Source organism: Nostoc sp. CCY0012 (assembly GCF_963920855.1).
Classification (GTDB): Bacteria; Cyanobacteriota; Cyanobacteriia; order Cyanobacteriales; family Nostocaceae; genus Cyanocohniella.
In genome coordinates this window covers 68,527-94,071 of record NZ_CAWUDM010000008.1, presented here as the reverse complement: position 1 = coordinate 94,071, position 25,545 = coordinate 68,527, and the positions used below count along the sequence as shown (strand labels likewise).

Here is a 25,545-nt window from a genome sequence, read left to right as displayed (position 1 = left end):
AATTAAGCAGTCTTGAGTCTATATCCGGCTCTCACCGATAACCCTGGCTGTCTGTACGTAATTTTACTAAAATAATCGAAGACATCTAAATAATGATAATTTAGACTGCTGACAAGACTAACGCCAGAACTTCAGTACATTACTTTCATGACAACTGCGACGGTAATGAAAAAACTATTCCTAGCTAGTGCTGGAGCCACATTTTTTGCTTTAACTACATTAGCGTTAGGCAAGGCAGAAGCAGCAACAATTGTGCTTGATTTTGAAGGAATTGGCCAGCTTAATCCTGTGGGGAACTTCTACAATCAAGCACCTAATAACTTTGGTATAACTTTCTCTCCCAACGCCCTAGCTCTAGTTGATACTGACGCTGGTGGTACAGGTAATTTTGGTGGTGAACCTAGCCCAGAGACAATTTTATTCTTTCAAGAAGGATCTGGTGTAATTTTCAACGCACTCAATGGATTTGACACTGGGTTTTCATTTTTTTACACATCTTTATTACCTAGATTCCCCGGACTTGTCACAGTATATGACGGACTCAATGCCAGTGGAAATATACTTGCGACTTTAGAATTAGCAATCACACCATTTAACCAAGCACCTGATCCCACTGGTGACTATAGTCCATTAGTGCCAATCGGTGTATCATTTTCCGGGATAGCAAAATCAGTTGAACTCCAAGGTATACCTGATCAAATTGGTTTTGACAATATCACCATAGGTTCTGCCATCCCCATTGTGATTCAAGCTGTACCTGAACCAACTGCAATGTTGGGTATCTTAGCGTTAGGTGCTGTTGGTGCTACTACTGCACGGAAAAAATATCATTCAAAAAACGGAGTACCAGGGTACTTAAGCTGGTCAGAATGGCTTGCTAGATTTCTATGAGCAAGCCTCACACCTTTAGGTTGAGGTTCCTGACAGCAGTAAGCGTTTATGTTAGTGTGCCGGAAGCTATAGTTATGCCCGTAGATCTGATCGCCTAAGGAAAAATCACATATCACCCCACTCCTTTTTTTAAGGAATTACTAAGGTAGTTGTGTCCCCTTCCGGTGCTAGAGTGAAAGATGACATTGCATAATCTTATGTCTTCCAAGACCCTATCTGAAATATAGCTTCAATTATTAGGCTCAGCATGGTCACCACAGCAGAAAAAACAAACATTGGCTACATTACCCAAATCATCGGTCCAGTTGTAGACGTTAAATTTCCCGGCGGTAAACTGCCACAAATCTACAACGCTTTGACCATCAAAGGCACTAACGAAGCTGGACAGGAAATCAACCTCACTGTTGAAGTACAACAGCTTCTGGGCGACAACCAGGTGCGAGCTGTTGCAATGAGTTCCACTGATGGCTTAGTCCGTGGTCTGGAAGTTGTTGATACAGGTGCTGCCATCAGCGTACCAGTCGGTAAAGTTACCTTGGGCCGGATTTTTAACGTCCTGGGTGAACCTGTAGACAATCAAGGCCCTGTCAGTTCTCAGGACACCTTACCCATCCACCGTCCTTCTCCCAAATTCACTGAACTGGAAACCAAACCTTCGGTGTTTGAAACTGGGATTAAAGTTGTTGACCTCCTGACTCCCTATCGTCGTGGTGGTAAGATTGGTCTATTCGGCGGCGCAGGCGTCGGTAAGACCGTAATCATGATGGAGTTGATTAACAACATAGCGACCCAGCACGGTGGCGTGTCTGTATTTGCTGGTGTGGGTGAGCGTACCCGTGAGGGAAATGACCTCTACAACGAAATGATTGAATCTGGGGTAATCAACAAAGATAACCTCAACGAATCAAAAATTGCTCTAGTTTATGGTCAAATGAACGAGCCACCTGGAGCGAGAATGCGGGTTGGCCTGTCAGGCTTGACTATGGCAGAATACTTCCGTGATGTTAACAAGCAAGACGTACTGCTGTTTATTGACAACATCTTCCGGTTTGTACAAGCAGGTTCTGAAGTATCGGCGCTGTTGGGTCGGATGCCTTCAGCGGTAGGATACCAGCCAACATTGGGAACCGACGTAGGTGCATTACAAGAACGAATCACCTCGACCACAGAGGGTTCAATCACCTCGATTCAAGCAGTATACGTACCTGCGGACGACTTAACTGACCCCGCACCTGCAACCACCTTTGCTCACTTGGATGGAACCACAGTACTGTCACGTGGTTTAGCAGCTAAGGGGATTTATCCCGCAGTTGATCCATTGGGTTCTACCTCCACCATGTTGCAGCCGGAGATTGTAGGTGACGAACACTACAGTACTGCTCGTGCTGTGCAGTCAACCCTGCAACGTTACAAAGAACTTCAAGACATCATCGCCATTCTGGGTCTAGATGAATTGTCTGAAGAAGACCGTCTGATCGTAGCACGGGCGCGGAAGGTTGAGCGTTTCTTATCTCAGCCATTCTTTGTAGCTGAAGTATTCACTGGTTCTCCTGGTAAGTATGTGAAGTTGGAAGATACCATCAAGGGCTTCCAAATGATTTTATCTGGTGAATTGGATGAACTACCAGAACAGGCTTTCTACTTGGTGGGCGACATCAACGAAGCGATCGCCAAAGCTGAAAAGCTGAAGGGTTAATTCGTAATGCGTAATTCGTAATAGAGCCTACGGATGCCGCCAGGCTGTACGTAATTATGTTTCTGATTACGGGTTATGGATTACTTGTTATTAAGTAGTCACCAATGAGAAATTAAGCAATATGCCTTTAACTGTTCGTGTAGTTTCCCCAGATAAGACAGTATGGGATGCTGTAGCTGAAGAAGTGGTTCTACCTAGTACTACTGGTCAGTTGGGCATCTTAAGTGGACACGCACCTCTGTTGACGGCTTTAGATACAGGTGTGATGCGCGTCCGTGCTAGCAAAAATGACAATTGGCAAGCGATCGCTTTATTGGGCGGTTTTGCTGAAGTCGAAGAAGATGAAGTGACAATTCTGGTTAATGGTGCTGAACGTGGCGACACGATTAAACTTGAAGATGCTCGTACAGCTTATAACCAAGCTCAAACACGTCTGAATCAAGTGCCAGCAGGCGATCGCCAAGCACAAATCCAGGCAAATCAAGCCTTTAAACGCGCCCGCGCTCGGTTTCAAGCAGCTGGCGGTTTGGTCTAAAAATTGACCATCAAATATCAAAGACTAGGGTGAGCTGATAGCTTACCCTAATTTTTTTACCAGCATTAAAAAATTCAGAGTCAAATAAGCGATCGCATTAATTTGCTTCTAGCCAGTTGAGTAAGTCAGCATTCGACCTAAAATCTAATAGAGCCTCACCCAATGCTTCCAACTGTTCTAGGGACAAAGTTTGAATTTGTTCTCGAACTTCTGGGGGGAAATCTCCCACTCGTTTTTGTAGTTGTCGTAGTACCAATGCTTGTGCTTGCTTGAGTTGTCCCTCTTGTTTACCTCGTTCGTAGCCAATGCGCTCACCTGTGGTAATGTAACTCATGCTACGCTCCTGCTCAAATTGTTTAAACTCTTGCCAAAATTCTGCTTCTAATGCTTTTGGTAAAATCATAACCCAATCAATAAATCGATAGAGATTACGAATATCTTTTTCTTGCCAACCTTGTTCATACAATCGTCGAATTAAACTAAATTTCCAAGTTTTCCTTTCTCCTGGTTTTTTCTTAGTTTGCTGCGTCTTTAAATGTGCCATCACCACTGTGGCAAAGGGATTGTCACTTGCTTCTAATTCACTCCAGCGATGTTGATAATCCAGCAGTTTGACAGTTCCAAATCGAAAATTCAGACCACAATCAGGATAATCGTAACTATATTGATTTGGTCGCCAAGTTGAATCTGCATCACACAAAATGGCGAGGCTAACGGCGGGTTTGCCAAATTTATCAAAAATCCGCAAACTATAAGTAAAGATCCGCTCGGCAAAGTTATCTTCTGGTTTGGCTTGGATTTCTATATGAATCAATAACCAAATTTCCTCGCCTTGCAGCAGCCAGACTTTGACTAATTTATCTGCATATCTTCGTCCTTGTTCTGCTTCTCTAGAAATTTGTTGAAATTCTTTGTCGAGAAACTGATGAGGACGTTCCCAATCGATGAGTGCAGCGGTTTGGGGGAAGAAAAACTGCATGGCTTGGGGAAAGTATGCTTCTAAAATTTCTTTCCAAGGTGAATCATGATCTGCTCTTTGTTGTTTCTCGGTCATTAGTTAATTGTTTGTTCATGTTCTTCATCATAAAATGTGATTGCGTTAGTGCTGTTTTGTCTGGCTACGAACATTTTCTAATACTGCTTTTTAGCCTTACCTTGCCATGCCACGCCACTATAAAGTGAGCGATCGCTTGATGATAAAATTCTCTAAAGAGAATATACAGAAAAATTATGAATTACGAGTTACTAACTGCCAACATTGTTGAGCGATCGCCCAGTCTTCTTGAGTTTTAATGACTAATACTCGAATTTGGGAATCCTCTGTAGCTATATCTTCATCAACAGGCTGCTGCTGATTTTTAGATGGGTCAACTTTCAATCCTAAAAACCCAAAGGCTTCACAGGCGGCTTGGCGGATTCCTGGAGATTTTTCACCAATACCTGCGGTGAATACTAACGCATCTAATCCCCCTAAACTGGCTAGCATGGAACCAATACCAGCCCGCAAGCGATGTACATACATATCCCAAGCTAATTGAGCGCGGTAATTACCTTGAGCGATCGCCTCGATTACCTGGGGTAAGTCGCTGGATACTCCCGAAATTCCCCGTAATCCTGAATCTTTATTTAATACATAATCTAATCGTTCAGCAGAATAATTTGATTGTCTTAATAAATAAATTAAAATTCCTGGGTCAACTGCACCGGAACGGCTACCCATCATCAACCCATCAAGGGGTGTGAATCCCATAGTTGTGTCAACACTACGACCATTTTTAATTGCCGCCAACGAGCAACCATTACCCAAATGACAAGTGATTAATTTGAGGGATGCTAAATCGCGGTTAAGAATTTGAGCAGCACGCCCAGAGCAATATTGGTGACTAATACCATGAAACCCATAGCGGCGGATACCTTGCTCTACCCACTCATAAGGGCCAGGATAAATAGCTGCTGCATCAGGCAGACTGGCATGAAATCCAGTATCAAACACTGCCACTTGGGTCACATCTCCCAAGCTTTGCTCTATGGCTTCTATGCCTTCTAAAGCGGCTGGGTTGTGTGCAGGAGCCAGACTAGACAGATTAGATATAGTCTGTTTCACATTTTCTGTGATCACCACACTTTTTCTGTATTCTTGCCCACCATGTACTATACGGTGTCCCACCACATCAATTTCTGAAAGATGATCGATGACTTTGGTGGCTCCACGACTGAGGGTATAAAGCATATAGGCGACATGTGCGCGGCGCGAATCACCATAAATTGATTCTTGCAGCGTTTCACCCGTCGCTGTTTTCACTTCAATTTCTGCCACACTCCGATCTTGAGTCCAGTTAACTTTTCCTTCCCAAAGAGGTTGGGGTGCTTGAGGGGGAAGTTTATGATCTGCAATGTCATACAGACAACTTTTTTGACTGCTAGATCCAGCATTCAGAACTAATACTTTCATTACTTTTACCTATTTGACGTTTGTGAACAGTTAACTATATGAGTGCTAATTTTCAGCTATTAAATATACTCATTACCACTAATTCAAGAAAGGCAAAACGTGAAAAGTTTCCAGAAGCTGTATTCAATTACAATTTTGCTATTTGCCTTCATCTATCCGCCGGCTATAGCTGAAGCTAAAGATAGTAACAATAATGTTCTCCATCAGCAGAACGTGGGACTAGAGACAAATTTAATAGGGGAAGGAGATACCAGTCCAGAACTTTTGTTAGCTCATAGACATCGTAGAAGACGTTATCGTAGTAACCGTTCCACACGACACCGCTATAACCGGAGAACGCGTAATCAACGACACTATCGCGGCAGAAGAAGATATCCACCACGCATTAATTACAGTGGACAATACTATCGTCGTGGAAGATGGAAGTTAGTGCGCGATCGCCGTGGCAGATTAATGTATGACTGGAGAAGACATTAAATGGGGAGTAGGGAGTGGGGAATATAGATGTAGTTTTTGTCCCTCTTCCATAATTCTTATGACCCTGTTCCCTAAGTTACCCTCAGAGTAACAGGTTGAAGATGTCTCCAACCTGTTTTTTTATACTCAGAATAGTGCCTTTAGTGGCTGGCGATGACTTCTCCTTCCAAGCGAGTTAGTCGTTCTGCCAAAAGTTGTTCTAAAGAAACTAGTGCTTTGGTAAAGCCATCAATACCTTCTGCTAGTTTGTCAGATGCCATGCGGTCAGCAGCGTGCATCTTGTCAAAGGTAGCTTTATCAACGGAGATTTTTTCAATTTCCAATTCAGCTACTTTAGCAGCATCAAGTTTGCGAGGTAGTTCGCCAATGGTAGCTTGCAATTCCGCCAACAGCGCTGGAGAAATGGTTAGCAAGTCACAACCAGCAAGTTCGGTGATTTCGCCAATATTACGGAAGCTGGCTCCCATAACTTCGGTTTTATGGCCGAATTTCTTGTAATAGTTGTAGATTGTGGTGACAGATAATACTCCTGGATCTTCAGCCGCGGGGTAGCTATCTTTGCCTGTATCTTTTTTGTACCAGTCCAAAATCCGACCAACGAATGGCGAAATCAGAGTAACACCTGCTTCAGCACAGGCGATCGCTTGGTGCAAACCAAACAACAATGTCAAGTTACAATGAATACCTTCTTTCTCCAAAATTTCCGCAGCGCGAATACCTTCCCAGGTAGCAGCAATTTTGATGAGGACGCGATCGCGGTCAACGCCAGCAGCTTTGTACTGGGCAATTAATTCTCTAGCTTTGGTAACGGTAGCTTCTGTATCAAAAGACAAACGGGCATCTACTTCTGTAGAAACGCGACCAGGAATAATTTGTAAAATCTTTAACCCGAAAGCTACTGCCAATCGGTCAAAAGCCAAAGTAACTATATCGGCTTGGCTAGCACTAGAGCCGGCATCTTTCTTGGCTTGCAGCAAAGTTTGGTCAACGATTTCTTGATATTCTGGCATCTGTGCCGCCGATGTAATCAAGGAAGGATTCGTTGTAGCATCTTGGGGTTGCACCTTCTCAATTGCTTTGATATCCCCTGTATCTGCAACCACAACTGTCATTTGACGCAATTGCTCTAGTAAACTTTTAGACATAAATTTCTCCGTGAGTTGTGCTTGTTCAGGACTTACTTAAATTCCCTTCTTGGTTACTTTGTCCTGTTCTGTGAAAATTCTGATTTTGGCAATTTTACTTAAGCATCGCCTAAATTTACTGGCAGTCTAGAGCCTCAGCCCTATTCTAGGCGTGTTAAGCCAAAATTGGCTGTCCAATAGAATGCACTTTAATTAAACTGGTTGTGCCGGATTTACCAATTGGGACACCAGAGGTAATTACTACCTTATCGCCATGTTTTGCCAAACCCATTTCGACAACTGTGTTCACCACATTCATAAACATTTCTTCTGCCTTGTAAACCGGAGGAATCAGTAAAGATTCTACCCCCCAAGAAAGCGCTAATTGACGATAAGCCGTTTCATCAGGAGTCAGGGCAATAATCGGTGTAGAAGGACGATATTTAGATATTAATTGGGCCGTACCTCCCGAAGATGTATTACAAAGAATTGCTCGAGCGCCAGTTTCGTAAGCTATTCTACAAACCGCCTCTGCCACAGATTCGGTGACACTAAGATTACCTGCTTCATGAGACCAGGAATGCCTACTACCTGCTGGTAAAGATTTTTCTGTACACACAGCGATATCATGCATCATTTGCACAGCCGCAATGGGATATTCGCCCACAGCGGTTTCCCCAGACAGCATAACTGCATCCGTACCATCCAAGATCGAGTTAGCTACATCAGTGGCTTCAGCACGAGTGGGATCGGGAGCGCTAATCATCGACTCTAGCATTTGTGTGGCAGTAATCACCGGCTTACCAGCTTGATTACAACGGCGAATAATGTCCTTTTGAATCATGGGAACTTGATGGATCGGCATTTCCACCCCTAAGTCGCCACGGGCAATCATAATCGCATCTGCAACCTCAAGAATCGAGTTAAATCCTTCCACAGCCTCAGCACGTTCAATTTTAGCAATTAACCGAATCGAAGCCCCAGCCGCTTCAATCATCCGTCGAGCAGGTTCCAAATCTTGAGGCGATCGCACAAAAGAAACCGCCACTAAATCCACACCCAATTGGATGCCAAAACGCAAATCCATCAAGTCTTTTTCGGTGATAGAACTCACAGGTAAAGGAGTTTCTGGCAAGTTAACACCCTTATGAGTGGAAAGTAACCCACCAATTTTTACCAACGCCCGGATTTTATCAGCATCACGCTCCGTCACAATCAACTTCACGCGACCATCATTAATTAAAATCGGTTCACCTGGCCGCACCATTGCAAACAAAGTCGGCAAAGGTAAAGGCAGTTCATCGATGCTTTCACCCTTGTCTTGTAAGACAAAAGTTACCTCATCGCCTGCTTCCACCTTAAGACCTGCCGATGGTAAAGTTCCCAACCGAATTTTGGGGCCACACAAGTCTTGCATAATTGCAATTGGTTTTTGCTGTTCAGCGCTAATTTGTCTGAGATGCCGAGCAGTTTGGGCATGGAACTCATAAGCGCCGTGGGAAAAATTCAACCGCGCGACATTCATTCCCGCTGCTACCAAAGCTTGCAATTTTTCCGGTGCAGACGTAGCAGGCCCAACAGTACAGATAATTTTGGTTCGACGCATAAAGTTTAGGGGTTTTAAAATAGCCTGGGGCGAATAATTCGTAATAGAGCCTACGGCACGCTAACGCGAACGTAATTCGGCCCCATAACCTGCGACTATGAATGCTTTAGGCGATTACCTCACTTAATACATCCAAATTCGCCTGTGTTTCATATCACTCCTTTAATCAATAAAAATGCGTTTTTATGCATGGAACAAACAGGGGGCAGAGTATTCCTAGCCTCTAGCCTCTAGCCCCCAATTCATCAAGCCACAGCAGCAGTAAGTTGTTCTTTCTGTGACATGGATAACATTAAATCAACTACCCGATTCGAGTAGCCCCACTCGTTGTCATACCAAGCAACCACCTTAAAGAAATTAGCGTTCAACTCAATTCCAGCACCTGCGTCGAAAATACTGGAATGGGTATCACCCTGGAAATCAGTGGAAACTACTGCTTCGTCTGTATATCCTAATACTCCTTTCAATTCACCTCCAGCAGCTTTTTGCATGGCTGCACAGATTTCTTGGTAGCTGGTAGCTTTGGCAGTTTTAAAAGTCAAATCAACCACAGAAACATCGGGGGTGGGAACCCGAAAAGCCATACCAGTTAACTTACCTTTCAATTCTGGTAAAACCAATGCGACTGCTTTCGCCGCTCCTGTGGAAGAAGGAATAATATTTTGGGCTGCACCCCTACCACCGCGCCAGTCTTTTTTGCTGGGGCCATCTACAGTAGGCTGAGTAGCAGTCATGGCGTGAACTGTGGTCATCAACCCTTCGGTTAAACCAAAGTTATCATTGATGACTTTAGCGATGGGAGCTAGACAGTTGGTGGTACAGCTAGCATTAGAGACAATCAAATCTTTGGCTGGGTCAAATAAATGATGATTTACACCCATTAATAGGGTTTTGACTCTCTCTGGATCTTTCGTAGGAGCAGAAATTATCACTCGCTTGGCACCCGCTTGCAGATGCTTAGAAGCCCCCTCATAATCAGTGAACAGCCCAGTAGACTCTACAACATAATCTGCACCCAATTTGCCCCAAGGTAACTCAGCCGGATTCCGCACCGACATACAAGGGATAAAATGCCCATCAATGACGATACCGTCTTCTTTCGCTTCTACTTTACTTCTCAACTGACCGTGAGTTGAGTCGTACTTGAAGAGGTAAGCCAGGTTATCTGGTGGTACTAAGTCATTAATCCCCACAAACTCGATATTGGGGTTATTGATACCAGCACGCAACACAAGTCGCCCGATCCGACCAAAACCATTGATGCCAACTTTTAACTTAGTCAAGATTAAACCTCCTGTTGTGGGAGTGGAACAAAAGGCGAAAAGTAAAAGAACATGACTTTTACCCTTTACCTTCTGATCCTGACAGTCTTAACTAGCTAAGGCATATTTGCTTGGCATCTTTTAAGGTTTGATCCACCCATTATTATTGGTGTAAATATAAAGTATCAATAATTCAAATATTTTTGATACTTGTAAAAATTAATATACCAATGAGTCAACTATGTGTTTTTTTATAAGTAAGATATGCAAATTTTGATTCCGTGTCAGTCACTGATAATGCTAACTCAGGGTAACAAGTATGGCTAAAACTCAAAAATCAGAAAATGTTCACCAACGCAATGCAAGAAAAGTTCAATAGCATTGTGTCCATAACGGATGATTTTGCCAAACAGCATTTAAACGATGAATATAGCCAGTTGATTCGATTTGCCACAGCCGCCCTGTGTCGCAAGAGACCATCGCCATTATCAAAGGGTAAGGATAACACTTGGGCTTGTGGAATTACTCATGCGATCGGTATGGTCAATTTTCTCTTTGATTCATCGCAAGATCCTCATATTGGTGCCAAGGATTTGTACCAGTGGTTTGGTGTTAGTCCTAGCACTGGTCAATCAAAATCAAAACAAGTACGGGATACTCTGGACATGCATCAGATGGACCCTAATTGGTGCTTACCCAGTAAGTTAGACAACAACCCCATAGCTTGGATGATTTCTGTTGATGGATTTATCTTAGATGCCAGGTCTGTACCTCGACAAATTCAAGGTCTGTACCTCGACAAATTCAAGAAGAAGCTTATGCAAAAGGCTTCATTCCTTATCTTCCAGATGATGGCGCATTAGAGGATATTAGTGAAACGCCGGCATCACCCCAGGAACCAAAAGCAGTTAACAATGTGCTGGATGTATTTTTAATAGACGGCCCAATTACAGAGAAATTCGTTGCTGAAAATTCAGTGGTATCTCGAACCATTGAGATTAAGGGTAGTAATACCTTGGCAGATTTGCATAAAATCATCTTCAAGGCATTCGACCGAGAAGAAGAGCATATGTATGAATTTCAAGTGGGAGGGAATGGCCCGCAAGATCCCAATGCTAGACGGTATGGCTTAAAACAAGCATTTTCAAGCTTCGATTTGACAGAAGCGCCTACAGGGGAGGTTGCTAGTACTACAATTGCTTCGCTGGGTTTATCTATTGATGATGCGTTTGGTTACTGGTTTGATTTTGGTGATGATTGGTGGCACCAGATTGATGTCACGAACATTGTAGATAAAGCTCCATCAGGCAAGTATCCCAAAATTACTAAACGAGTTGGGGCTAGTCCTCCTCAATATGCAGATTTTGACTAGAAAAAAGTCTCAAAAATTATCAGATGCTATTGTGAGCAAGTATCAATACTACGAATTTTGGCATTAAGGCGATCGCTCAAAACTCATTAAGGCTTCAGCAGTTGGTGTAAAATCTCAGTTGAAACCAACATAATAAGCATGGGCGGCAAATTAATTGTCTTTGAAGGGGTAGAAGGTTGTGGCAAAACCAGCCAAATGCAACTGTGTTGTCAATGGCTGCAAAATCTAGGTATCTCAGTATTTGTCACGCGTGAACCTGGGGGAACAGAGTTAGGTTTACAATTGCGCCATTTATTACTAGATAAGGGCGAAAACAAACCAATTGCTGAGTTGACAGAGTTACTTTTATATGCAGCTGATAGAGCGCAACATGTAGAACAAGAACTGAAGCCAAATTTAGCAGCGGGAAAATATATCTTGTGCGATCGCTACACTGACTCTACCACTGCCTACCAAGGTTATGGACGGGGTTTGAATATGAGTTTAATTAATCAACTTAACTATATTGCCACTGGTGGTTTAGAAAGCGATTTAACTATCTGGTTAGATGTTGATGCTGAAGTCGGACTAGCTCGCAAAAGAGGAAATGAAGACGATTTCGACCGAATTGAACAAGAAACAATTGCTTTTCATCGCCGGGTACAGCAAGGATACGCACAGTTAGCCGCATCGTATCCATCTCGAATTGTACGGGTAGATGGGAACTTAAGTCAAGAAGCTGTGCAACAAGTGATCCAGGGAATTTTAGGCGATCGCCTGCAATCTGGGAATTGATCTATGGTTCCTTTTTGCCAACAGTCTCATTTAGAAATTGCTTATTTTTCTATACTTTAGCCAAATTATGAGGGTTCAACGGCTGTAGAAGTATTGTGAATACGACCAACACAGGCAAGCTTGGCAAAAATATGGGCTAATAAAATAGGCTCAGGCTGTCCCGGTATAAGCAGTAAATAATAAAATAATGCTGTTTACTAGCGATCGCTGACCGCAGCACCAATAAATTGCAACGCAGCAGTCAGCAATTATATATAACTTACGCCATAGCAGTAGCTACTTGGCGACAAGAATCCGCACAGCGACGGCAAGATGCGGCACAGCGTTTGCAGTGGTCGTTATCGTGTTTTCCACATTCACTGGCACAGCGATCGCAAGCTTCCGCACAAATTTCACACATTTGAGCATGGAGAGCAGAATTGCGCGACATAAAACGGGCGCAGAGAGCGCAGGTATCAGTACAGTCTTGGCATAGCTTAATACATTGAGTCATCATCTGTACCATATTGCTATTTAAGCAGGCATCGGCACAGTTTTCACAGTCACGTAGGCAATTAAAGCAAGCCTCTATGCAAGTTTCAACCAGGGATTGGTGAGATTGGGCTGTCGTCATAATTATACCTCTGATTTCAATTTATCAATTTCACAAGAGGCAGTATTTATACCTCTTCGCCCTTAAGTTAAAAGATTACTAATATGCTTGCCTCTGCCTCGTGACATAAAGAATATTAAAGAATATTTATTACTAATTAACTATAACTATTTCATCCTAATTTCATTTAAGTATGCATAACTATTTTGTAGTTATACAAGCAAGTGGTTTAAAGTCCTGCCGACATTGCTGCTTTAATAACAGCATCAGGGATGTAATCTTGCAAGCTAATAAATTAGCCACTGGTTGTCCTTTTCATCAGTAATAACGGTCATGAGTCGATTTACAATATTATTCATGACAAATGATCCATTTGCACCACTTTTAGGGCAACCACAAGCCATAGAATTACTCACTCAGGCTGTAAAACAAAGCCGGGTTGCCCCTGCTTATCTTTTTGTAGGGCCAGATGGCGTGGGTAGGAGTTTAGCCGCCCGGTGCTTTGTGGAATTGTTGTTTTCTAGTCAGACGCGTAATATTGATACTGTGCAAAGTCGTTTGCGTCAAGGCAATCATCCTGATTTGTGGTGGGTGCAGCCAACGTACCAATTCCAAGGACAACGACTAACAGCAAAAGAAGCAGCGGAAAAAAAACTGAAGCGCAAAGCACCGCCTGTAATTAGACTAGAGCAGATTCGGGAAATTACTGAGTTTCTCGGCCGTCCTTCCTTGGAAGCACCAAGAAATGTTGTAGTGCTAGAAGAAGCGCAAACAATGGCAGAAGCAGCCGCTAATGCTTTACTGAAGACTTTAGAAGAACCTGGACAGGCCACGATAATTTTAATTGCACCATCTTCTGAGTCTGTATTGCCGACTTTGGTATCACGCTGTCAACGTATTCCTTTTTATCGTTTAGATACACAATCTTTAACGCAAGTGCTTACCCAAACCAACCATACGGAAATTTTGCAGCATCAGGTAGCGTTACGTATAGCAGCTGGTAGTCCAGGTAGTGCGATCGCATCTTATGAACAATTGCAGATAATTCCTGATAATTTACTCCAAGATGTCACCAAAGCGCCTTCATCTTACCGCCATGCCTTGGAGTTAGGCAAAAAAATTGATCAAGAATTAGATACAGAAGCGCAACTATGGTTAATCGATTATCTTCAACAATCCTACTGGCAGCAATGGCATCAACCAGGAATTATTAACCAGCTAGAAAAAACGCGTAAAGCCTTACTTTGTTATGCCCAACCACGTTTGGTTTGGGAATGTACATTCATCGCTATGTTCAAGGCTTTAAACAATCAATGTCTCTAGCCTTGCTTGTACTTCTTCTATTAAATCTTGTAGGACACTTTCAACAAATTTTACATTTCTAGCTCTCCAATCTAGTGTTTTGATTTGGTCGGCTAGTACAACTCCTGTTGTTTGCATTCCCTCAACCAGTAGAACTTCAAAACTAAGCCCCTTTGAATTGCTAGTTATGGGACACGCTAAAACCAAAGAAGCCATACGATTGTATTTAAGTAGGTAGGCACAAATAAAGTCAATTATGTAACAGAATGTAAAAGCCTTATAACCATTGCGTTCGCGGAGCGTGACCGCTTCGGTCTTATACTTCGCTTCACTCCGTTATGCTCGTAATGACATACCTGTAAATTCTCCTGCCTACCTACTTAATTGGAGATATCACCAGCACAGGGCGATAACCAATTTGCTCCCGTCCTCGTGGTTTTTGTTCGTTATTTAATGTCCTAGCAATATCATCAAATGACATTCCTGAAGTTTGCAGGGCCAATGCACGCCGAATCGAATCAGCCGTAAATTGCTGTGAGGCTCCAAATTCTAATTTGATAATATCTCCCCTATTGGGAAAGTACGGCTTAACTACAGACTGATAAATGCTATATTAGTAGTTTTGCAGAAATGAAATCATTAGATGCGATCGCCTCACAGATATATCATACGTAATTAGCCAAATTTCCTCAGTATACTAAATTAATCAGACGAAGCCTAGTAACTCTAGAATTCGTACCTTGTGCTATTTTAATTTTAGTCCTATCCATAGAGCTAAAAGGGGAGCATCCGGTTTTACTATACTGTTTCTTTTATCAATCTCACTATAAAAAAGATGTGGTCTGAACTCACCAAAGCGATCGCCACCTTCGATATCCCTGCTGATTGGATTGGTATTCGAGCCGTCAAAAAAAATTCCTCAACTCGCCATGTGCGTGATGGCTTACCCCAAATTAACGGCAAATCCTCCACGATGGGAGTGATGCTGGAAGTTTTAGCAAATGGCTGTCTCGGTTATGCAGCTACCAACTCCTTAGATCTACCATCACTGCAAGCTGCTGCCCACACAGCTTATAAACAAGCACTTGCAGCTAGTAAATGGATGATCTATCCCTTTAGTGAAAGTCAACGCCCCAAAGTTGTGGGTGAATATAACTCTCCGTTTTTAGAACCATTAGATGCCCTCAGTCCCGGAGAAATCAACAATTTACTGGTTCGTATCTGCCAGACACTCAAAATTAATGACAAAATTGTCCAAACAACAGCCAGCGCTAGTACCACCGAAAGAGAAACTTGGTTTGCCAGCAGCAACGGCTCAGAAGTATATCAAAAAATCATCTCTATCGGGACTCATTATGGCGCGATCGCCCAAGATGGTGCAATAGTTCAGCAACGTACTAACAACGGCTGGCAAGCACACTGCTACCAAGGTGGATGGGAACTTTTAAAACAAGATGACTTATGGCCGCAAGTGCAACAAGTGGGAGAACAAGCTGTAGAACTCTTAACAGCAGCAGAATGCCCCAACACCCGCACTAACTTAGTGTTAGCACCAGACCAAATGATGCTACAAATCCATGAAAGTGTGGGACATCCCCTAGAAATTGACCGAATATTGGGAGATGAGCGCAACTACGCAGGCGGCAGCTTTGTGAAAACCAGTGACTTTGGCAACCTCGTATACGGTTCACCACTGATGAACATCACCTTTGACCCCACCGTACCCGGTGAATTTGCCAGCTATGGTTTTGATGATACAGGTGCTGTCGCCACAAGGGAACATGTCATCAAAGAAGGCGTACTACAAAGAGGTTTAGGCAGCCTAGAAAGCCAAGCCAGAGCAGGTGTCCCAGGAGTAGCTTGCGCCCGTGCTTCCTCGTGGAATCGACCAGCAATTGACCGTATGGCCAACCTCAACCTAGAACCTGGAAACGCCACCTTTGAAGAAATCATTGGTAGTATAGAACACGGTGTTTACATGGAATCTAATCGGTCTTGGTCAATAGACGATCGCCGTTATAAATTTCAATTTGGTTGCGAGTACGCCAAATTAATCGAAAACGGCAAACTCACCAAAACCTTGCGTAACCCCAACTATCGAGCCACAACCCCAGAATTTTGGCATAGCCTCACCCAAATAGGAAACGCAGAGAACTGGCAAATGTACGGCACTCCTATGTGTGGTAAAGGCGAACCCAATCAAGCCATTTGGGTAGGACATGGTTCCCCTGTGTGTGTATTCGCTAACGTTGAGGTTTTTGGTGGAGGAGGCTAGTACCGCTGCGCGGAAGTCAAAAGTCAAAAGTCAAAAAGCTTATCAAACAGGCTGTTTGACGATTTCAAATGGTATGCCTATTTACGCCGTGCTGTACTAGAGGCGCTTAGGCTAGAAAAAAATACTTTACCAAAAGATAAGGTTTAAAGCCGAGTGGAATTGTGGGCGATAGCTCCCTTGCTTCACTCCTTGTGGGTGGTTTTTCTCCCCTGCTCCCTGCCCCCTGCCCCCCTGCTTTTTTACTTCCCAAATTCCCAATTTCTATTATGAAAACTGTCGAATTATCTACCTTAGAAGTCAGTTTTAATCAACTAATTGAAACTCTGCTAATTAAAAAAAATACAGAGGAACAATTTACTGTCAAACTTAGCAGTGAGCGCAGCCAATTTACTCGTTTCAATCATGCCAAAGTGCGACAAACAGGTTTAGTTGCTGATGGTTGGATAGAACTCACTTTAATGACAAATCAGCGCAGCAGTTTTCAGCATTTTCCTTTCACGGGCAATTGGGATTCAGATTGGCAAAATGCATACAAGGCCTTACAAGAAATGCGTGACGAAATTACTTTATTGCCTGTTGATCCTTATTTAGTTTTGCCAACGGAAAATAATACTAGTCGGGAAGTAAAATCAGGACAATTATTAGCGGCAGAATCAGTAGCATCAACGGTATTAGAACTAGTTGCTGAATTAGATTTCACGGGTATGTATGCCGGAGGAGTTGTAATTAAAGCTTATGGTGATTCCAATGGTCAAAAACACTGGTTTGCTAGTGATTCTTTTACATTAGATTATTCAATATTTGATACCTTTGGGCAAGCTGTTAAAGGTATATTCGCAGGTAGTGATTGGGATGAAAAATCTTATATAGCCAAGATTAATGAAGCAAAAGAACAACTAAAATTGCTTGCCCGTCCTGCGAAACAATTGATCAAAGGAAAGTATAAAACCTATTTTGCTCCTGCGGCTGTTGCGGATTTATTAGGTATGCTTTCTTGGTCAGCTATTGGTGAAGCTGATTTACAACAAGGAAACAGCGCCTTAGCTGCTTTATCACGCCAAGAAAAACAACTTTCTTCTAAGTTTAATTTGCAAGAAAATTTTCAACAGGTATTAGTACCACGATTTAATCAATTGGGAGAAATGGCAGCGCCAGAATTACCGTTAATAAAAAAAGGCATTTTAGTAAATACTCTAGTCAATTCGCGCACGGCAAAAGAATACGGCAAAAATGCCAATGGTGCTAATAGTTTGGAAACATTACGCGCACCAGAAATAAGTCCTGGCAATTTAAATTTTGAGGAGATTATTGCAAGTTTAGATACAGGATTATATATATCAAATTTGCATTACTTGAACTGGAGCGATCGCCCGGCTGGTAGAATTACAGGTATGACCCGTTATGCCTGTTTTTGGGTAGAAAATGGGGAAATTATCGCCCCCATAGAAAACTTACGCTTTGATGAAAGTCTTTATCGCTTTTGGGGAGAAAATCTCGTAGATTTTACCAGTTTTCAAGAATTTATCCCAGAAGTTGGTACTTATGAAAATCGTCAACTCGGAGGTAGTCTAGTTCCGGGGATGTTGGTAAATGATTTTACCTATACTTTGTAATGGGGTGCTGAATTTCGTCAATGGGTAGGTGTTGGCAAAGAAAGGTAAAAGATTTGGTGGGTTCATAATGATTACCTCTTTTCTTTCACTCTGGAGAGGGAAAAATAAGTGTAGGTTGGGTAGAACGTAGTGAAACCCAACAATAACAATGTCTTTGGGTGTTGGGTTGCGCTGTGCTTAACCCAACCTACGCCTGCATATCACGTTTTATAACCAAGATACAAACTACCACTATCTCTATTAGGGATTGAAAAATTTTGTAGCTGAAAAGAATTAGAAAAGGGCTTAAGCAGAGATTCAAAACGTATTAAATTGAATTACAAAGCGTTATTTAACGACTATTATTTACTTGCACCCTAATAGTACGTCTGGGACAGCGCCAACTAATTGTACCAGTACCGACATCAGTGCAACCTTGTGTTTGCATGGCATTTCTGGAAACATCACTGGGACGATAGAACCGCCAACGTCCTCTTTCATCAGGCCCCGATTCGGCGCTGAGTTCTCTTGTGGAATATCTATAACCACGAGAACGATAGCTAGAGGAACCATAATTACTCACTTGCACCCTGATAGTACGACGCCGACAACTCCAAGTGGATGAGCTAGCGCGAACTTCGGTACAACCTTGTGCTTGCATAGCATTTCGTGAAACATCACTGGGACGAAAGAAAATCCAACGTCCTCTGTTATCAGGCCCCGAAACCGCTTTTAGTTGCCGTGTATATCTGCTACGATTACCACGATGTTGCCGATGATGGTGAGATACCAGCGAGGGAGTACTAATAGGCTGAATCTCTTGCGCGAAGGCTGAAGATTCTTTTGTGTTCATAGGAACTGTAGCCAAGAGAATACTACAAGCTGCAAAAGTCACTAATTGAGACAATCGACTTATTGGGCCAGCACCAGACATAATATTCTGTCCTTGGTTTAAATCTTATTAATTAATCATAACTGCTGCTTATGAAAACTAAGTTCCAGTTGTGAGAAATTTATATAAAAAATATGCCCAATTGCTATTTATTCTAAATAAATAGAATGTGCTTTTTTACTAAAAAACCAAATATTAAGTAACCGTGTATTTTATTAATTTTAAATTATAATTTTTTATATTTCTGTCAAAAGTAATTAGTGATAATACTAACTTGTCAAAGGCTTGTCAAATATAGATAAAGAGAATTTAGATATGCAAATAATATTTAATATTATTTTTGTTAGTGAATAATTATACTGCTGGAATGCCCTGAGGGAATTTTCCGTGACAGCCTAAATTAAGTGTATGGGTCTATACGTAAATAACCCAAATGATTGAGATAAAATTTTAAAAAGCCGCTTTTCTTTTTATAACTATATCCTGACAATGTGTGGAATTATGACGAAGTAATTGATTAAAAATCATGAATTAATATACAGCAGTTTTCATTGCACAGAAGAAAAATTTACCTGGGGTTAACTCAGTTAATAAAACGCTGTGAGCTTCTAGGGTATATTACAATATAGAGAAACTGTACAGACTTAATAAAGTAATTACTAATATAAATTGCTAAACACACTACTGATTACTGCAACTGATACCGAAGCTGGCAAAACTGTTTTAACAACAGCCTTAGCAGCTTATTGGCAAAAATATTACCCGCAGCATAGCTGGGGAATTATGAAACCGCTGCAATCGGGATTTGGCGATAGCGAGTTGTATCAACGGCTATTTACGTTAAACCAATCTGCCGCAGAAATTACACCTTTGTATTTCCAAGCCCCCCTCGCCCCACCCATAGCCGCAGCTAAGGAAAATCGCCAAGTGGATTTAGCCTTAGTTTGGCAAGCTTTTTCGCAGTTGCGATCGCAGCGTGATTTCGTCTTAGTAGAAGCCTTGGGCGGATTAGGATCACCAGTCACAGATGAGTTGACAGTAGCCGATTTAGCCGGAGAATGGCGTTTACCAACAATCTTAGTAGTACCTGTAAAATTAGGTGCGATCGCCCAAGCAGTGGCTAATGTGGCATTGGCTAGGCAAACAAAAGTGAATCTCAAAGGTATAGTTCTCAACTGTGTTCAACCCCGTACAGATGCCGAAATAGCCGATTGGACACCATCAGATTTAATTCAATCACTGACAAATACACCAGTTTTAGGTTGTTTGCCTTATTTAGATAATCCCGAAGATTTGGATAAACTCGCCCAAGTAGCATCAAATCTCGATTGGGAAAGAATAACCGCAGATGAGCGCCGATGACATTTAACTATGCAAGCTGAACATTTTCAGAACGATTAGACTGTAAAAATACTCTAAGTTAGCTGCCTAATTTAGCTTTACTTAAGGAATATGAATTAAATAACATGCAAGTCTAGTTTTTGACCTCACCCCGCCTTTGACTTGCGTCATAGTCTCCCCTCTCCTTGGTAAGGAGAGGGGTTGGGGGTGAGGTTCTGTATCTTATTAAATCCACATTCCTAACTAGCTTGTCTTCATCATGGTTTCCACCTTTCCCAACTCGTCTGTCGATCTATCTCGTATTCGACTTTCAATTCGCACATTGCAACCGCAATTGGTAGAATGGCGGCGGCGACTGCATCAAAAACCAGAGTTGGGTTTTCAAGAGAAACTCACTGCTGAATTGATCACGCGCCAGTTGCAAGCATGGGGCATTGAGCATCAAACTGGGATAGCCGAGACTGGTATTGTTGCCATTATCAAGGGTGAAAAACCCGGTTCTGACAAAGTATTAGCAATTCGGGCAGATATGGATGCTTTGCCCATTCAAGAACTTAACGAAGTTCCCTATAAATCGCAACATGACGGCGTAATGCACGCTTGTGGACATGATGGACATACTGCGATCGCTCTTGGTACAGCTTATTATCTTCATCAGCATCGCCATGACTTTGGCGGTACGGTGAAAATGATTTTCCAGCCAGCAGAAGAAGGGCCAGGCGGCGCAAAACCTATGATTACCGCCGGGGTACTCAAAAACCCAGATGTCGATGCCATTATCGGATTACATTTGTGGAATAACTTACCCTTGGGGACAGTCGGCGTTCGTGCTGGGGCATTAATGGCATCTGTAGAGTGCTTTAAATGCACCATCTTCGGTAAAGGTGGACACGGTGCCATGCCTCATCAAACCGTTGATTCTATTGTAGTGGCTGCCCAAGTTGTGAATGCACTACAAACCATTGTGGCGCGTAACGTCAACCCCATTGATTCAGCTGTGGTTACAGTCGGTGAACTTCATGCCGGCACAAAGCTAAACGTGATTGCTGATACTGCCCGTCTAAGTGGTACTATCAGGTATTTCAACCCAGATTTTCAAGGATTCTTTAACCAGCGAGTCGAGCAAATCATTGCCGGAGTTTGCCAAAGTCATGGTGCAAATTATGACTTAAATTATTGGAGCCTTTATCCTCCAGTGATCAATGATGCTGGCATGGCAGAACTAGTAAAATCAGTAGCGGAAGAAGTCATAGAAACCCCCATAGGTATTGTGCCAGAATGCCAAACAATGGGCGGCGAAGATATGTCATTCTTCTTACAAGAAGTTCCTGGTTGTTACTTTTTCTTAGGTTCTGCCAACCCCGCCAAAGATTTAGCCTATCCTCATCATCATCCCCGATTTGATTTTGATGAAACTGCCTTGGCAATGGGTGTAGAAATATTTGTGCGTTGCGTGGAGAAGTTTTTGAATTGAGCTTTTCTAAACTTGCACCCTTCATCCAAGAATACATTTATCAAAATAACTGGAGTGAATTACGCCCAGTACAATTAGCAGCGTGTGAAGTGATATTCGACACTGATGCTCATTTGCTGGTGGCGGCTGCGACTGCTGCGGGGAAAACAGAAGCAGCATTTTTACCAGTTTTGACTTTATTACACGAACAACCTGCTAGTACTATTGGGGCATTATATATTGGCCCTATTAAAGCCTTAATTAATGACCAATTTGCCCGCCTGAATGATTTATTGAAATCGGCAGACATCCCCGTATATCACTGGCATGGTGATGTGGCACAAAGTCGTAAAAATAAACTTTTAAAAAATCCCCAAGGTATTCTGCAAATTACGCCAGAATCTTTAGAAAGCTTGTTAATTAATAAGCATCATGATTTAATGCGTTTATTTGGTGATTTACGATTTGTCATCATCGATGAAATTCATGCCTTTATGGGTTCTGAACGTGGTTGTCAGATTATTTGTCAATTGCAGCGTTTAGCCAACTTGACACAAACCCAACCCCGGCGCATTGGTTTATCTGCTACTTTGGGTGATTACTCAATGGCTGAAGAATGGTTGCGTTCGGGAACTGATAAGCCAGTAATTACTCCCAATATCACAGCCGCAAAACGCCAAATTAAGCTAGCAGTAGAACACTTTTATATTAATAATGAAATTGACGAATTAGAGGCGACAGATTACGAAAAATATATTTTTAATCTCAGTAATTCTCGTAAATGCTTAATTTTTGCTAACAACCGCACCCAAACTGAATCAATTATTGCATCGTTGCGACGAATTGCCACAGAACAAGCATCACCAGATATTTATCACGTCCATCATGGAAGTATATCTGCTAGCTTACGCCAAGCTGCGGAAAATGCTATGCGTGAACCTAATCATCCTGCGGTTACTGCTGCTACTCTAACTTTAGAATTAGGCGTAGATATTGGTCATTTAGAGCGAGTTATTCAGTTAGAATCACCGTTATCTGTAGCTAGCTTTTTACAACGCTTAGGGCGTAGTGGCAGAAGAGGTGAAGCCGCTGACATGCGCTTTGTTTGTGCCGAAAATCAACCCTTATCTGAAGCACCACTACCAGAACAAATTCCCTGGCAACTTTTACAGTGTATTGCCATTATTCAACTTTATATAGAAGAACGTTGGATTGAACCGATTAAACCTGTTAAATATCCCTTAAGTTTGCTATATCATCAAACAATGAGTATTTTGGTAGCCACCGGAGAAATGACACCGGCTGCCTTAGCTAAACAAATTTTCAATCTGCCACCATTTGCGGCTATTTCCCCAGCCGATTTTAAATTATTACTCCGCTATTTAATTGATATTGAGCATATACAGCAAACTGAAAAAGGTAAATTAATCATTGGTTTGGCAGGAGAAAAAATAGTCGGTAAATTTCAGTTTTATGCCGTCTTTGCTGACAATCAAGAATATACAGTCAAGCAAGGGACAACAGAAATTGGTAGTATTGCTTTACCGCCGCCTGTGGGTAATCAATTCGCCTTAGCAGGAAGAACTTGGGAAGTTTTAGAAGTTGACTTTAAGAAAAAGGTAATTTTAGCCAAGCAGGTATCAGGTAAAGCTACGATTTATTGGCGTGGTGGTAGTGGAAGTATTCATATAAGAGTTTTGCAAAAAATGCGGCAGGTTATACTAGAAGATGTAGAATACAACTATTTACAAAAGAATGCTCAAAAACGTTTACAAACAGCTCGGCAAATAGTCAAAAATGCTGGACTAGATAAACAAAATATTTTGCAATTAGAAAAAGGTAAATGCTGTATTTTTCCTTGGATGGGTACAGTAGCTTACCGGACTTTAGAAAGATTGCTTAACTCATTTTGCCGAGAATCATTAGAAATTAACAGTATTGGTGGAGTGAATCCTTATTATTTGACAATCAAACTAGGTAAAGATAGATTTAAAGATTTGCAACCAGAATTGGTTTCATTGTGTGAACAAAGAATTAGTGCAGAAGATTTAGTTAGTTCCGCAGAAGCCCCAGAACTGCAAAAATATGATCAATTTATTCCGCATCCCCTATTAAGAAAAGCTTTTGCGTGTGATTATCTAGATATTATAGAAATGAAGCAGCAAATTTTACTTTGGTAGGCAATTAAAATCATGTCCATTGCTCCTTGGCGAAGCGCGATCGCCCATGCCCTTCATCGCAACCGTAGTCTTGTATATGCCCGTTATTTACAGTTAGCAACAGTCAAGGAAAACGGCCGCCCTGCAAATCGGACAGTAGTCTTCCGTGGCTTTCTAGAAGATACTAACCAGCTAAAATTTATTACTGATAGTCGTAGTGATAAAGTTGACCAAATCCAATGGCAACCTTGGGCAGAAATTTGCTGGTACTTTCCCAACACGCGAGAACAATTTCGCATTTCTGGCAGCTTAACTTTAGTAGGAGATAATGAATTTCAACCTATGCTACAGCCAGCCCGCGCCAACATGTGGCAAGAACTGAGTGATGCCGCCCGATTACAATTTGCTTGGCCCCATCCCAGTAAACCGAGAGTTGATGAACCAGCAGCCTTTGAGCCAGCACCACCAGATCCCAGTCAGCCAGTAGCGAATTTTTGTTTACTCCTACTCGATCCAGTGCAAGTAGATTACTTAGAATTGCGCGGTGAACCCCAAAACCGCCGAATTTACAGCCGCGATGAGCAGCAAGAGTGGTGTAGCCAGGAAATTAATCCGTAGGCATTGGGGACTGGGAAGAAGAGGCAGGGGGGCAGGGGGCAGGGGAGAAAGGCTTTCGTTGAGTATCAACATCCTTGTTTTTCATTCCTCTCATCTCCCTCCTTACCACTCTCTACTAAATCCCTGCTCCGTCTAAAAATTGCTGGATTGCCTTATCTCTGAGGCTACACAGGGGAATATCCTTCGGTAATTCGCCTTCGTGAGAGATTAAAGATACGGACAAAACTTGGGACTTTGTAGAAGATTGCTGCTGCTGAATACTTTCTATTTGTTGTTCTAGAGATTCAATGCGATCAACTAAGGCGCGAATGACTTCAGCTTCTGAATCGGGTAAGTTGTTGTGTTCTAGGGGGCCTACTCGCGCTCCAGAACGATAGACAATGCGACCAGGTACGCCTACCACTGTGCAATCAGAAGGCACATCCCGCAAAACAACTGAACCAGCACCAATGCGAACATTATTACCAATTTGAATATTGCCCAGCACTTTAGCACCAGCACCAACTACAACATTTTCACCCACAGTGGGATGGCGCTTGCCGGTTTCCTTACCAGTTCCGCCAAGGGTAACACCTTGATAAATCAGGGCATAATCCCCCACGATCGCAGTTTCACCAATTACCACACCCATGCCGTGGTCAATAAATACACCCTGCCCAATAGTTGCACCTGGGTGGATTTCTATTCCTGTCAAAAACCTAGCTGTGTGAGAAATTAAGCGGGGGATAAAGGGAAGACCAACATGATGCAGCCAGTGAGCCAGCCGATGGAATAGCAGGGCTTGCAAACCTGGGTAACAAAACAAGACCTCCAACCAGTTTCGGGCCGCCGGGTCACGTTCAAATATGATGCGAAAATCAGCACGTAGTGTAGATAGCACGAGATAGTACCCTCGGAAAGCAAAACGAGCTACTCTCCCATAGTATCGTCCCTGGTGTCAACTCTGGAAATTAGGGAGGGGGAAATGGGACATCAGGAAGTATTTTCTTTCTTGTCCCCCAGAATGCAGCGTCAGATTTTTATTATCTCCTTAACTATTCCTTAACTATCTTGTTAACTAGGATTTTACTGCTAGGTTTACTGCGACGGCAAAAGCGCGGCATTGTAAATATTGGTTTTGAAAGTTTTCTGA

23 protein-coding genes are annotated in these 25,545 nt (G+C 42.4%); 14 read left to right on the top strand and 9 right to left on the bottom strand.

What is annotated here, in order from left to right:
• Positions 1 to 165 precede the first annotated feature (165 nt).
• From ACM0OS_RS03735 to atpC, 3 genes are all read left to right on the top strand, one after another.
• Complete coding sequence (locus tag ACM0OS_RS03735) at positions 166 to 891, top strand: PEP-CTERM sorting domain-containing protein (RefSeq protein WP_414541809.1); 726 nt, start codon at positions 166 to 168, stop codon at positions 889 to 891.
• 247 nt (positions 892 to 1,138) lie between these two features.
• On the top strand, positions 1,139 to 2,587 hold the full coding sequence (atpD, locus tag ACM0OS_RS03730) for a F0F1 ATP synthase subunit beta (protein ID WP_414541808.1): 1,449 nt from the start codon (positions 1,139 to 1,141) through the stop codon (positions 2,585 to 2,587).
• Positions 2,588 to 2,708: 121 nt separating this feature from the next.
• Complete coding sequence (gene atpC / locus ACM0OS_RS03725) at positions 2,709 to 3,122, top strand: ATP synthase F1 subunit epsilon (RefSeq protein ID WP_414541807.1); 414 nt, start codon at positions 2,709 to 2,711, stop codon at positions 3,120 to 3,122.
• Positions 3,123 to 3,219: 97 nt separating this feature from the next.
• On the opposite strand, the gene ACM0OS_RS03720 is transcribed toward atpC, so the two are convergent.
• On the bottom strand, positions 3,220 to 4,176 hold the full coding sequence (locus ACM0OS_RS03720) for a DUF4351 domain-containing protein (RefSeq protein WP_414541806.1): 957 nt from the start codon (positions 4,174 to 4,176) through the stop codon (positions 3,220 to 3,222).
• Positions 4,177 to 4,350: 174 nt separating this feature from the next.
• A complete protein-coding gene (locus ACM0OS_RS03715; protein ID WP_414541805.1) occupies positions 4,351 to 5,574 on the bottom strand; it encodes an acetate kinase in 1,224 nt (407 codons plus the stop codon).
• Positions 5,575 to 5,673: 99 nt separating this feature from the next.
• Here ACM0OS_RS03715 and ACM0OS_RS03710 point away from each other — a divergent pair, with 99 nt between their 5' ends.
• Complete coding sequence (locus tag ACM0OS_RS03710) at positions 5,674 to 6,051, top strand: hypothetical protein (RefSeq protein WP_414541804.1); 378 nt, start codon at positions 5,674 to 5,676, stop codon at positions 6,049 to 6,051.
• 140 nt (positions 6,052 to 6,191) lie between these two features.
• Here the strand turns inward: ACM0OS_RS03710 and ACM0OS_RS03705 are convergent, their stop codons facing one another.
• The 3 genes from ACM0OS_RS03705 to gap form a co-directional block, all read right to left on the bottom strand.
• A complete protein-coding gene (locus tag ACM0OS_RS03705) occupies positions 6,192 to 7,196 on the bottom strand; it encodes a transaldolase (protein ID WP_414541803.1) in 1,005 nt (334 codons plus the stop codon).
• A 154-nt stretch (positions 7,197 to 7,350) separates the two neighbouring features.
• Positions 7,351 to 8,781, bottom strand: a complete 1,431-nt coding sequence (pyk, locus tag ACM0OS_RS03700) for a pyruvate kinase (protein WP_414541802.1) — start codon at positions 8,779 to 8,781, stop codon at positions 7,351 to 7,353.
• A 245-nt stretch (positions 8,782 to 9,026) separates the two neighbouring features.
• On the bottom strand, positions 9,027 to 10,064 hold the full coding sequence (gene gap, locus ACM0OS_RS03695; RefSeq protein WP_414541801.1) for a type I glyceraldehyde-3-phosphate dehydrogenase: 1,038 nt from the start codon (positions 10,062 to 10,064) through the stop codon (positions 9,027 to 9,029).
• A 362-nt stretch (positions 10,065 to 10,426) separates the two neighbouring features.
• Between gap and ACM0OS_RS03690 the strand changes: the two genes are divergently transcribed.
• From ACM0OS_RS03690 to tmk, 3 genes are all read left to right on the top strand, one after another.
• Positions 10,427 to 10,906 carry a DUF6398 domain-containing protein gene (locus ACM0OS_RS03690; RefSeq protein ID WP_414541800.1) on the top strand — a complete coding sequence of 160 codons (480 nt, stop codon included), beginning with the start codon at positions 10,427 to 10,429 and terminating at the stop codon, positions 10,904 to 10,906.
• Between the two features lie 53 nt (positions 10,907 to 10,959).
• Positions 10,960 to 11,415: a plasmid pRiA4b ORF-3 family protein gene (locus ACM0OS_RS03685; RefSeq protein WP_414541799.1), complete on the top strand. Its 456-nt coding sequence runs from the start codon at positions 10,960 to 10,962 to the stop codon at positions 11,413 to 11,415.
• A 138-nt stretch (positions 11,416 to 11,553) separates the two neighbouring features.
• On the top strand, positions 11,554 to 12,189 hold the full coding sequence (tmk, locus tag ACM0OS_RS03680) for a dTMP kinase (RefSeq protein ID WP_414541798.1): 636 nt from the start codon (positions 11,554 to 11,556) through the stop codon (positions 12,187 to 12,189).
• A 259-nt stretch (positions 12,190 to 12,448) separates the two neighbouring features.
• Here the strand turns inward: tmk and ACM0OS_RS03675 are convergent, their stop codons facing one another.
• Positions 12,449 to 12,802 (bottom strand): four-helix bundle copper-binding protein, encoded by a 354-nt coding sequence (locus ACM0OS_RS03675; RefSeq protein ID WP_414541797.1) that lies wholly within the window; start codon positions 12,800 to 12,802, stop codon positions 12,449 to 12,451.
• 336 nt (positions 12,803 to 13,138) lie between these two features.
• Between ACM0OS_RS03675 and holB the strand changes: the two genes are divergently transcribed.
• The gene (gene holB / locus ACM0OS_RS03670; RefSeq protein WP_414541796.1) at positions 13,139 to 14,104 is read left to right on the top strand and encodes a DNA polymerase III subunit delta'; all 966 of its coding nucleotides are present in this window, start codon (positions 13,139 to 13,141) and stop codon (positions 14,102 to 14,104) included.
• On the opposite strand, the gene ACM0OS_RS03665 is transcribed toward holB, so the two are convergent.
• A complete protein-coding gene (locus ACM0OS_RS03665) occupies positions 14,084 to 14,299 on the bottom strand; it encodes a type II toxin-antitoxin system PemK/MazF family toxin (RefSeq protein ID WP_414541795.1) in 216 nt (71 codons plus the stop codon). The two genes, holB and ACM0OS_RS03665, sit on opposite strands and share 21 nt — an antisense overlap.
• 619 nt (positions 14,300 to 14,918) lie before the next feature.
• Here ACM0OS_RS03665 and ACM0OS_RS03660 point away from each other — a divergent pair.
• Positions 14,919 to 16,358 carry a TldD/PmbA family protein gene (locus ACM0OS_RS03660; protein WP_414541794.1) on the top strand — a complete coding sequence of 480 codons (1,440 nt, stop codon included), beginning with the start codon at positions 14,919 to 14,921 and terminating at the stop codon, positions 16,356 to 16,358.
• 266 nt (positions 16,359 to 16,624) lie between these two features.
• A complete protein-coding gene (locus ACM0OS_RS03655) occupies positions 16,625 to 17,971 on the top strand; it encodes a TldD/PmbA family protein (protein ID WP_414541793.1) in 1,347 nt (448 codons plus the stop codon).
• A gap of 331 nt (positions 17,972 to 18,302) precedes the next feature.
• On the opposite strand, the gene ACM0OS_RS03650 is transcribed toward ACM0OS_RS03655, so the two are convergent.
• Positions 18,303 to 18,884: a hypothetical protein gene (locus ACM0OS_RS03650; protein WP_414541792.1), complete on the bottom strand. Its 582-nt coding sequence runs from the start codon at positions 18,882 to 18,884 to the stop codon at positions 18,303 to 18,305.
• Between the two features lie 627 nt (positions 18,885 to 19,511).
• Between ACM0OS_RS03650 and bioD the strand changes: the two genes are divergently transcribed.
• From bioD to ACM0OS_RS03630, 4 genes are all read left to right on the top strand, one after another.
• A complete protein-coding gene (bioD, locus tag ACM0OS_RS03645; RefSeq protein WP_414541791.1) occupies positions 19,512 to 20,204 on the top strand; it encodes a dethiobiotin synthase in 693 nt (230 codons plus the stop codon).
• A gap of 238 nt (positions 20,205 to 20,442) precedes the next feature.
• Entirely contained in the window at positions 20,443 to 21,657 is a 1,215-nt protein-coding gene (locus ACM0OS_RS03640; protein ID WP_414541790.1) for a M20 family metallopeptidase, read from the top strand.
• A complete protein-coding gene (locus ACM0OS_RS03635) occupies positions 21,654 to 23,816 on the top strand; it encodes a DEAD/DEAH box helicase (protein WP_414541789.1) in 2,163 nt (720 codons plus the stop codon). The genes ACM0OS_RS03640 and ACM0OS_RS03635 overlap by 4 nt, the downstream gene beginning before the upstream one ends.
• A gap of 12 nt (positions 23,817 to 23,828) precedes the next feature.
• Positions 23,829 to 24,413, top strand: a complete 585-nt coding sequence (locus ACM0OS_RS03630; protein WP_414541788.1) for an Npun_F5749 family FMN-dependent PPOX-type flavoprotein — start codon at positions 23,829 to 23,831, stop codon at positions 24,411 to 24,413.
• Positions 24,414 to 24,528: 115 nt separating this feature from the next.
• Here ACM0OS_RS03630 and cysE read toward each other — a convergent pair whose 3' ends face one another.
• Entirely contained in the window at positions 24,529 to 25,293 is a 765-nt protein-coding gene (cysE, locus tag ACM0OS_RS03625) for a serine O-acetyltransferase (protein ID WP_414541787.1), read from the bottom strand.
• Positions 25,294 to 25,545 lie beyond the last annotated feature (252 nt).

What these genes read in the sequence shown, in the direction of transcription:
- ACM0OS_RS03735 (WP_414541809.1), top strand. Translation starts at nt 166, where the DNA reads ATGAAAAAACTATTCCTAGCTAGTGCTGGAGCCACATTTTTTGCTTTA.
- atpD (WP_414541808.1), top strand. Translation starts at nt 1,139, where the DNA reads ATGGTCACCACAGCAGAAAAAACAAACATTGGCTACATTACCCAAATC.
- atpC (WP_414541807.1), top strand. Translation starts at nt 2,709, where the DNA reads ATGCCTTTAACTGTTCGTGTAGTTTCCCCAGATAAGACAGTATGGGAT.
- ACM0OS_RS03720 (WP_414541806.1), bottom strand. Translation starts at nt 4,176, where the DNA reads ATGACCGAGAAACAACAAAGAGCAGATCATGATTCACCTTGGAAAGAA.
- ACM0OS_RS03715 (WP_414541805.1), bottom strand. Translation starts at nt 5,574, where the DNA reads ATGAAAGTATTAGTTCTGAATGCTGGATCTAGCAGTCAAAAAAGTTGT.
- ACM0OS_RS03705 (WP_414541803.1), bottom strand. Translation starts at nt 7,196, where the DNA reads ATGTCTAAAAGTTTACTAGAGCAATTGCGTCAAATGACAGTTGTGGTT.
- pyk (WP_414541802.1), bottom strand. Translation starts at nt 8,781, where the DNA reads ATGCGTCGAACCAAAATTATCTGTACTGTTGGGCCTGCTACGTCTGCA.
- tmk (WP_414541798.1), top strand. Translation starts at nt 11,554, where the DNA reads ATGGGCGGCAAATTAATTGTCTTTGAAGGGGTAGAAGGTTGTGGCAAA.
- ACM0OS_RS03675 (WP_414541797.1), bottom strand. Translation starts at nt 12,802, where the DNA reads ATGACGACAGCCCAATCTCACCAATCCCTGGTTGAAACTTGCATAGAG.
- holB (WP_414541796.1), top strand. Translation starts at nt 13,139, where the DNA reads ATGACAAATGATCCATTTGCACCACTTTTAGGGCAACCACAAGCCATA.
- ACM0OS_RS03665 (WP_414541795.1), bottom strand. Translation starts at nt 14,299, where the DNA reads ATGGCTTCTTTGGTTTTAGCGTGTCCCATAACTAGCAATTCAAAGGGG.
- ACM0OS_RS03660 (WP_414541794.1), top strand. Translation starts at nt 14,919, where the DNA reads ATGTGGTCTGAACTCACCAAAGCGATCGCCACCTTCGATATCCCTGCT.
- ACM0OS_RS03655 (WP_414541793.1), top strand. Translation starts at nt 16,625, where the DNA reads ATGAAAACTGTCGAATTATCTACCTTAGAAGTCAGTTTTAATCAACTA.
- ACM0OS_RS03650 (WP_414541792.1), bottom strand. Translation starts at nt 18,884, where the DNA reads ATGTCTGGTGCTGGCCCAATAAGTCGATTGTCTCAATTAGTGACTTTT.
- ACM0OS_RS03640 (WP_414541790.1), top strand. Translation starts at nt 20,443, where the DNA reads ATGGTTTCCACCTTTCCCAACTCGTCTGTCGATCTATCTCGTATTCGA.
- ACM0OS_RS03630 (WP_414541788.1), top strand. Translation starts at nt 23,829, where the DNA reads ATGTCCATTGCTCCTTGGCGAAGCGCGATCGCCCATGCCCTTCATCGC.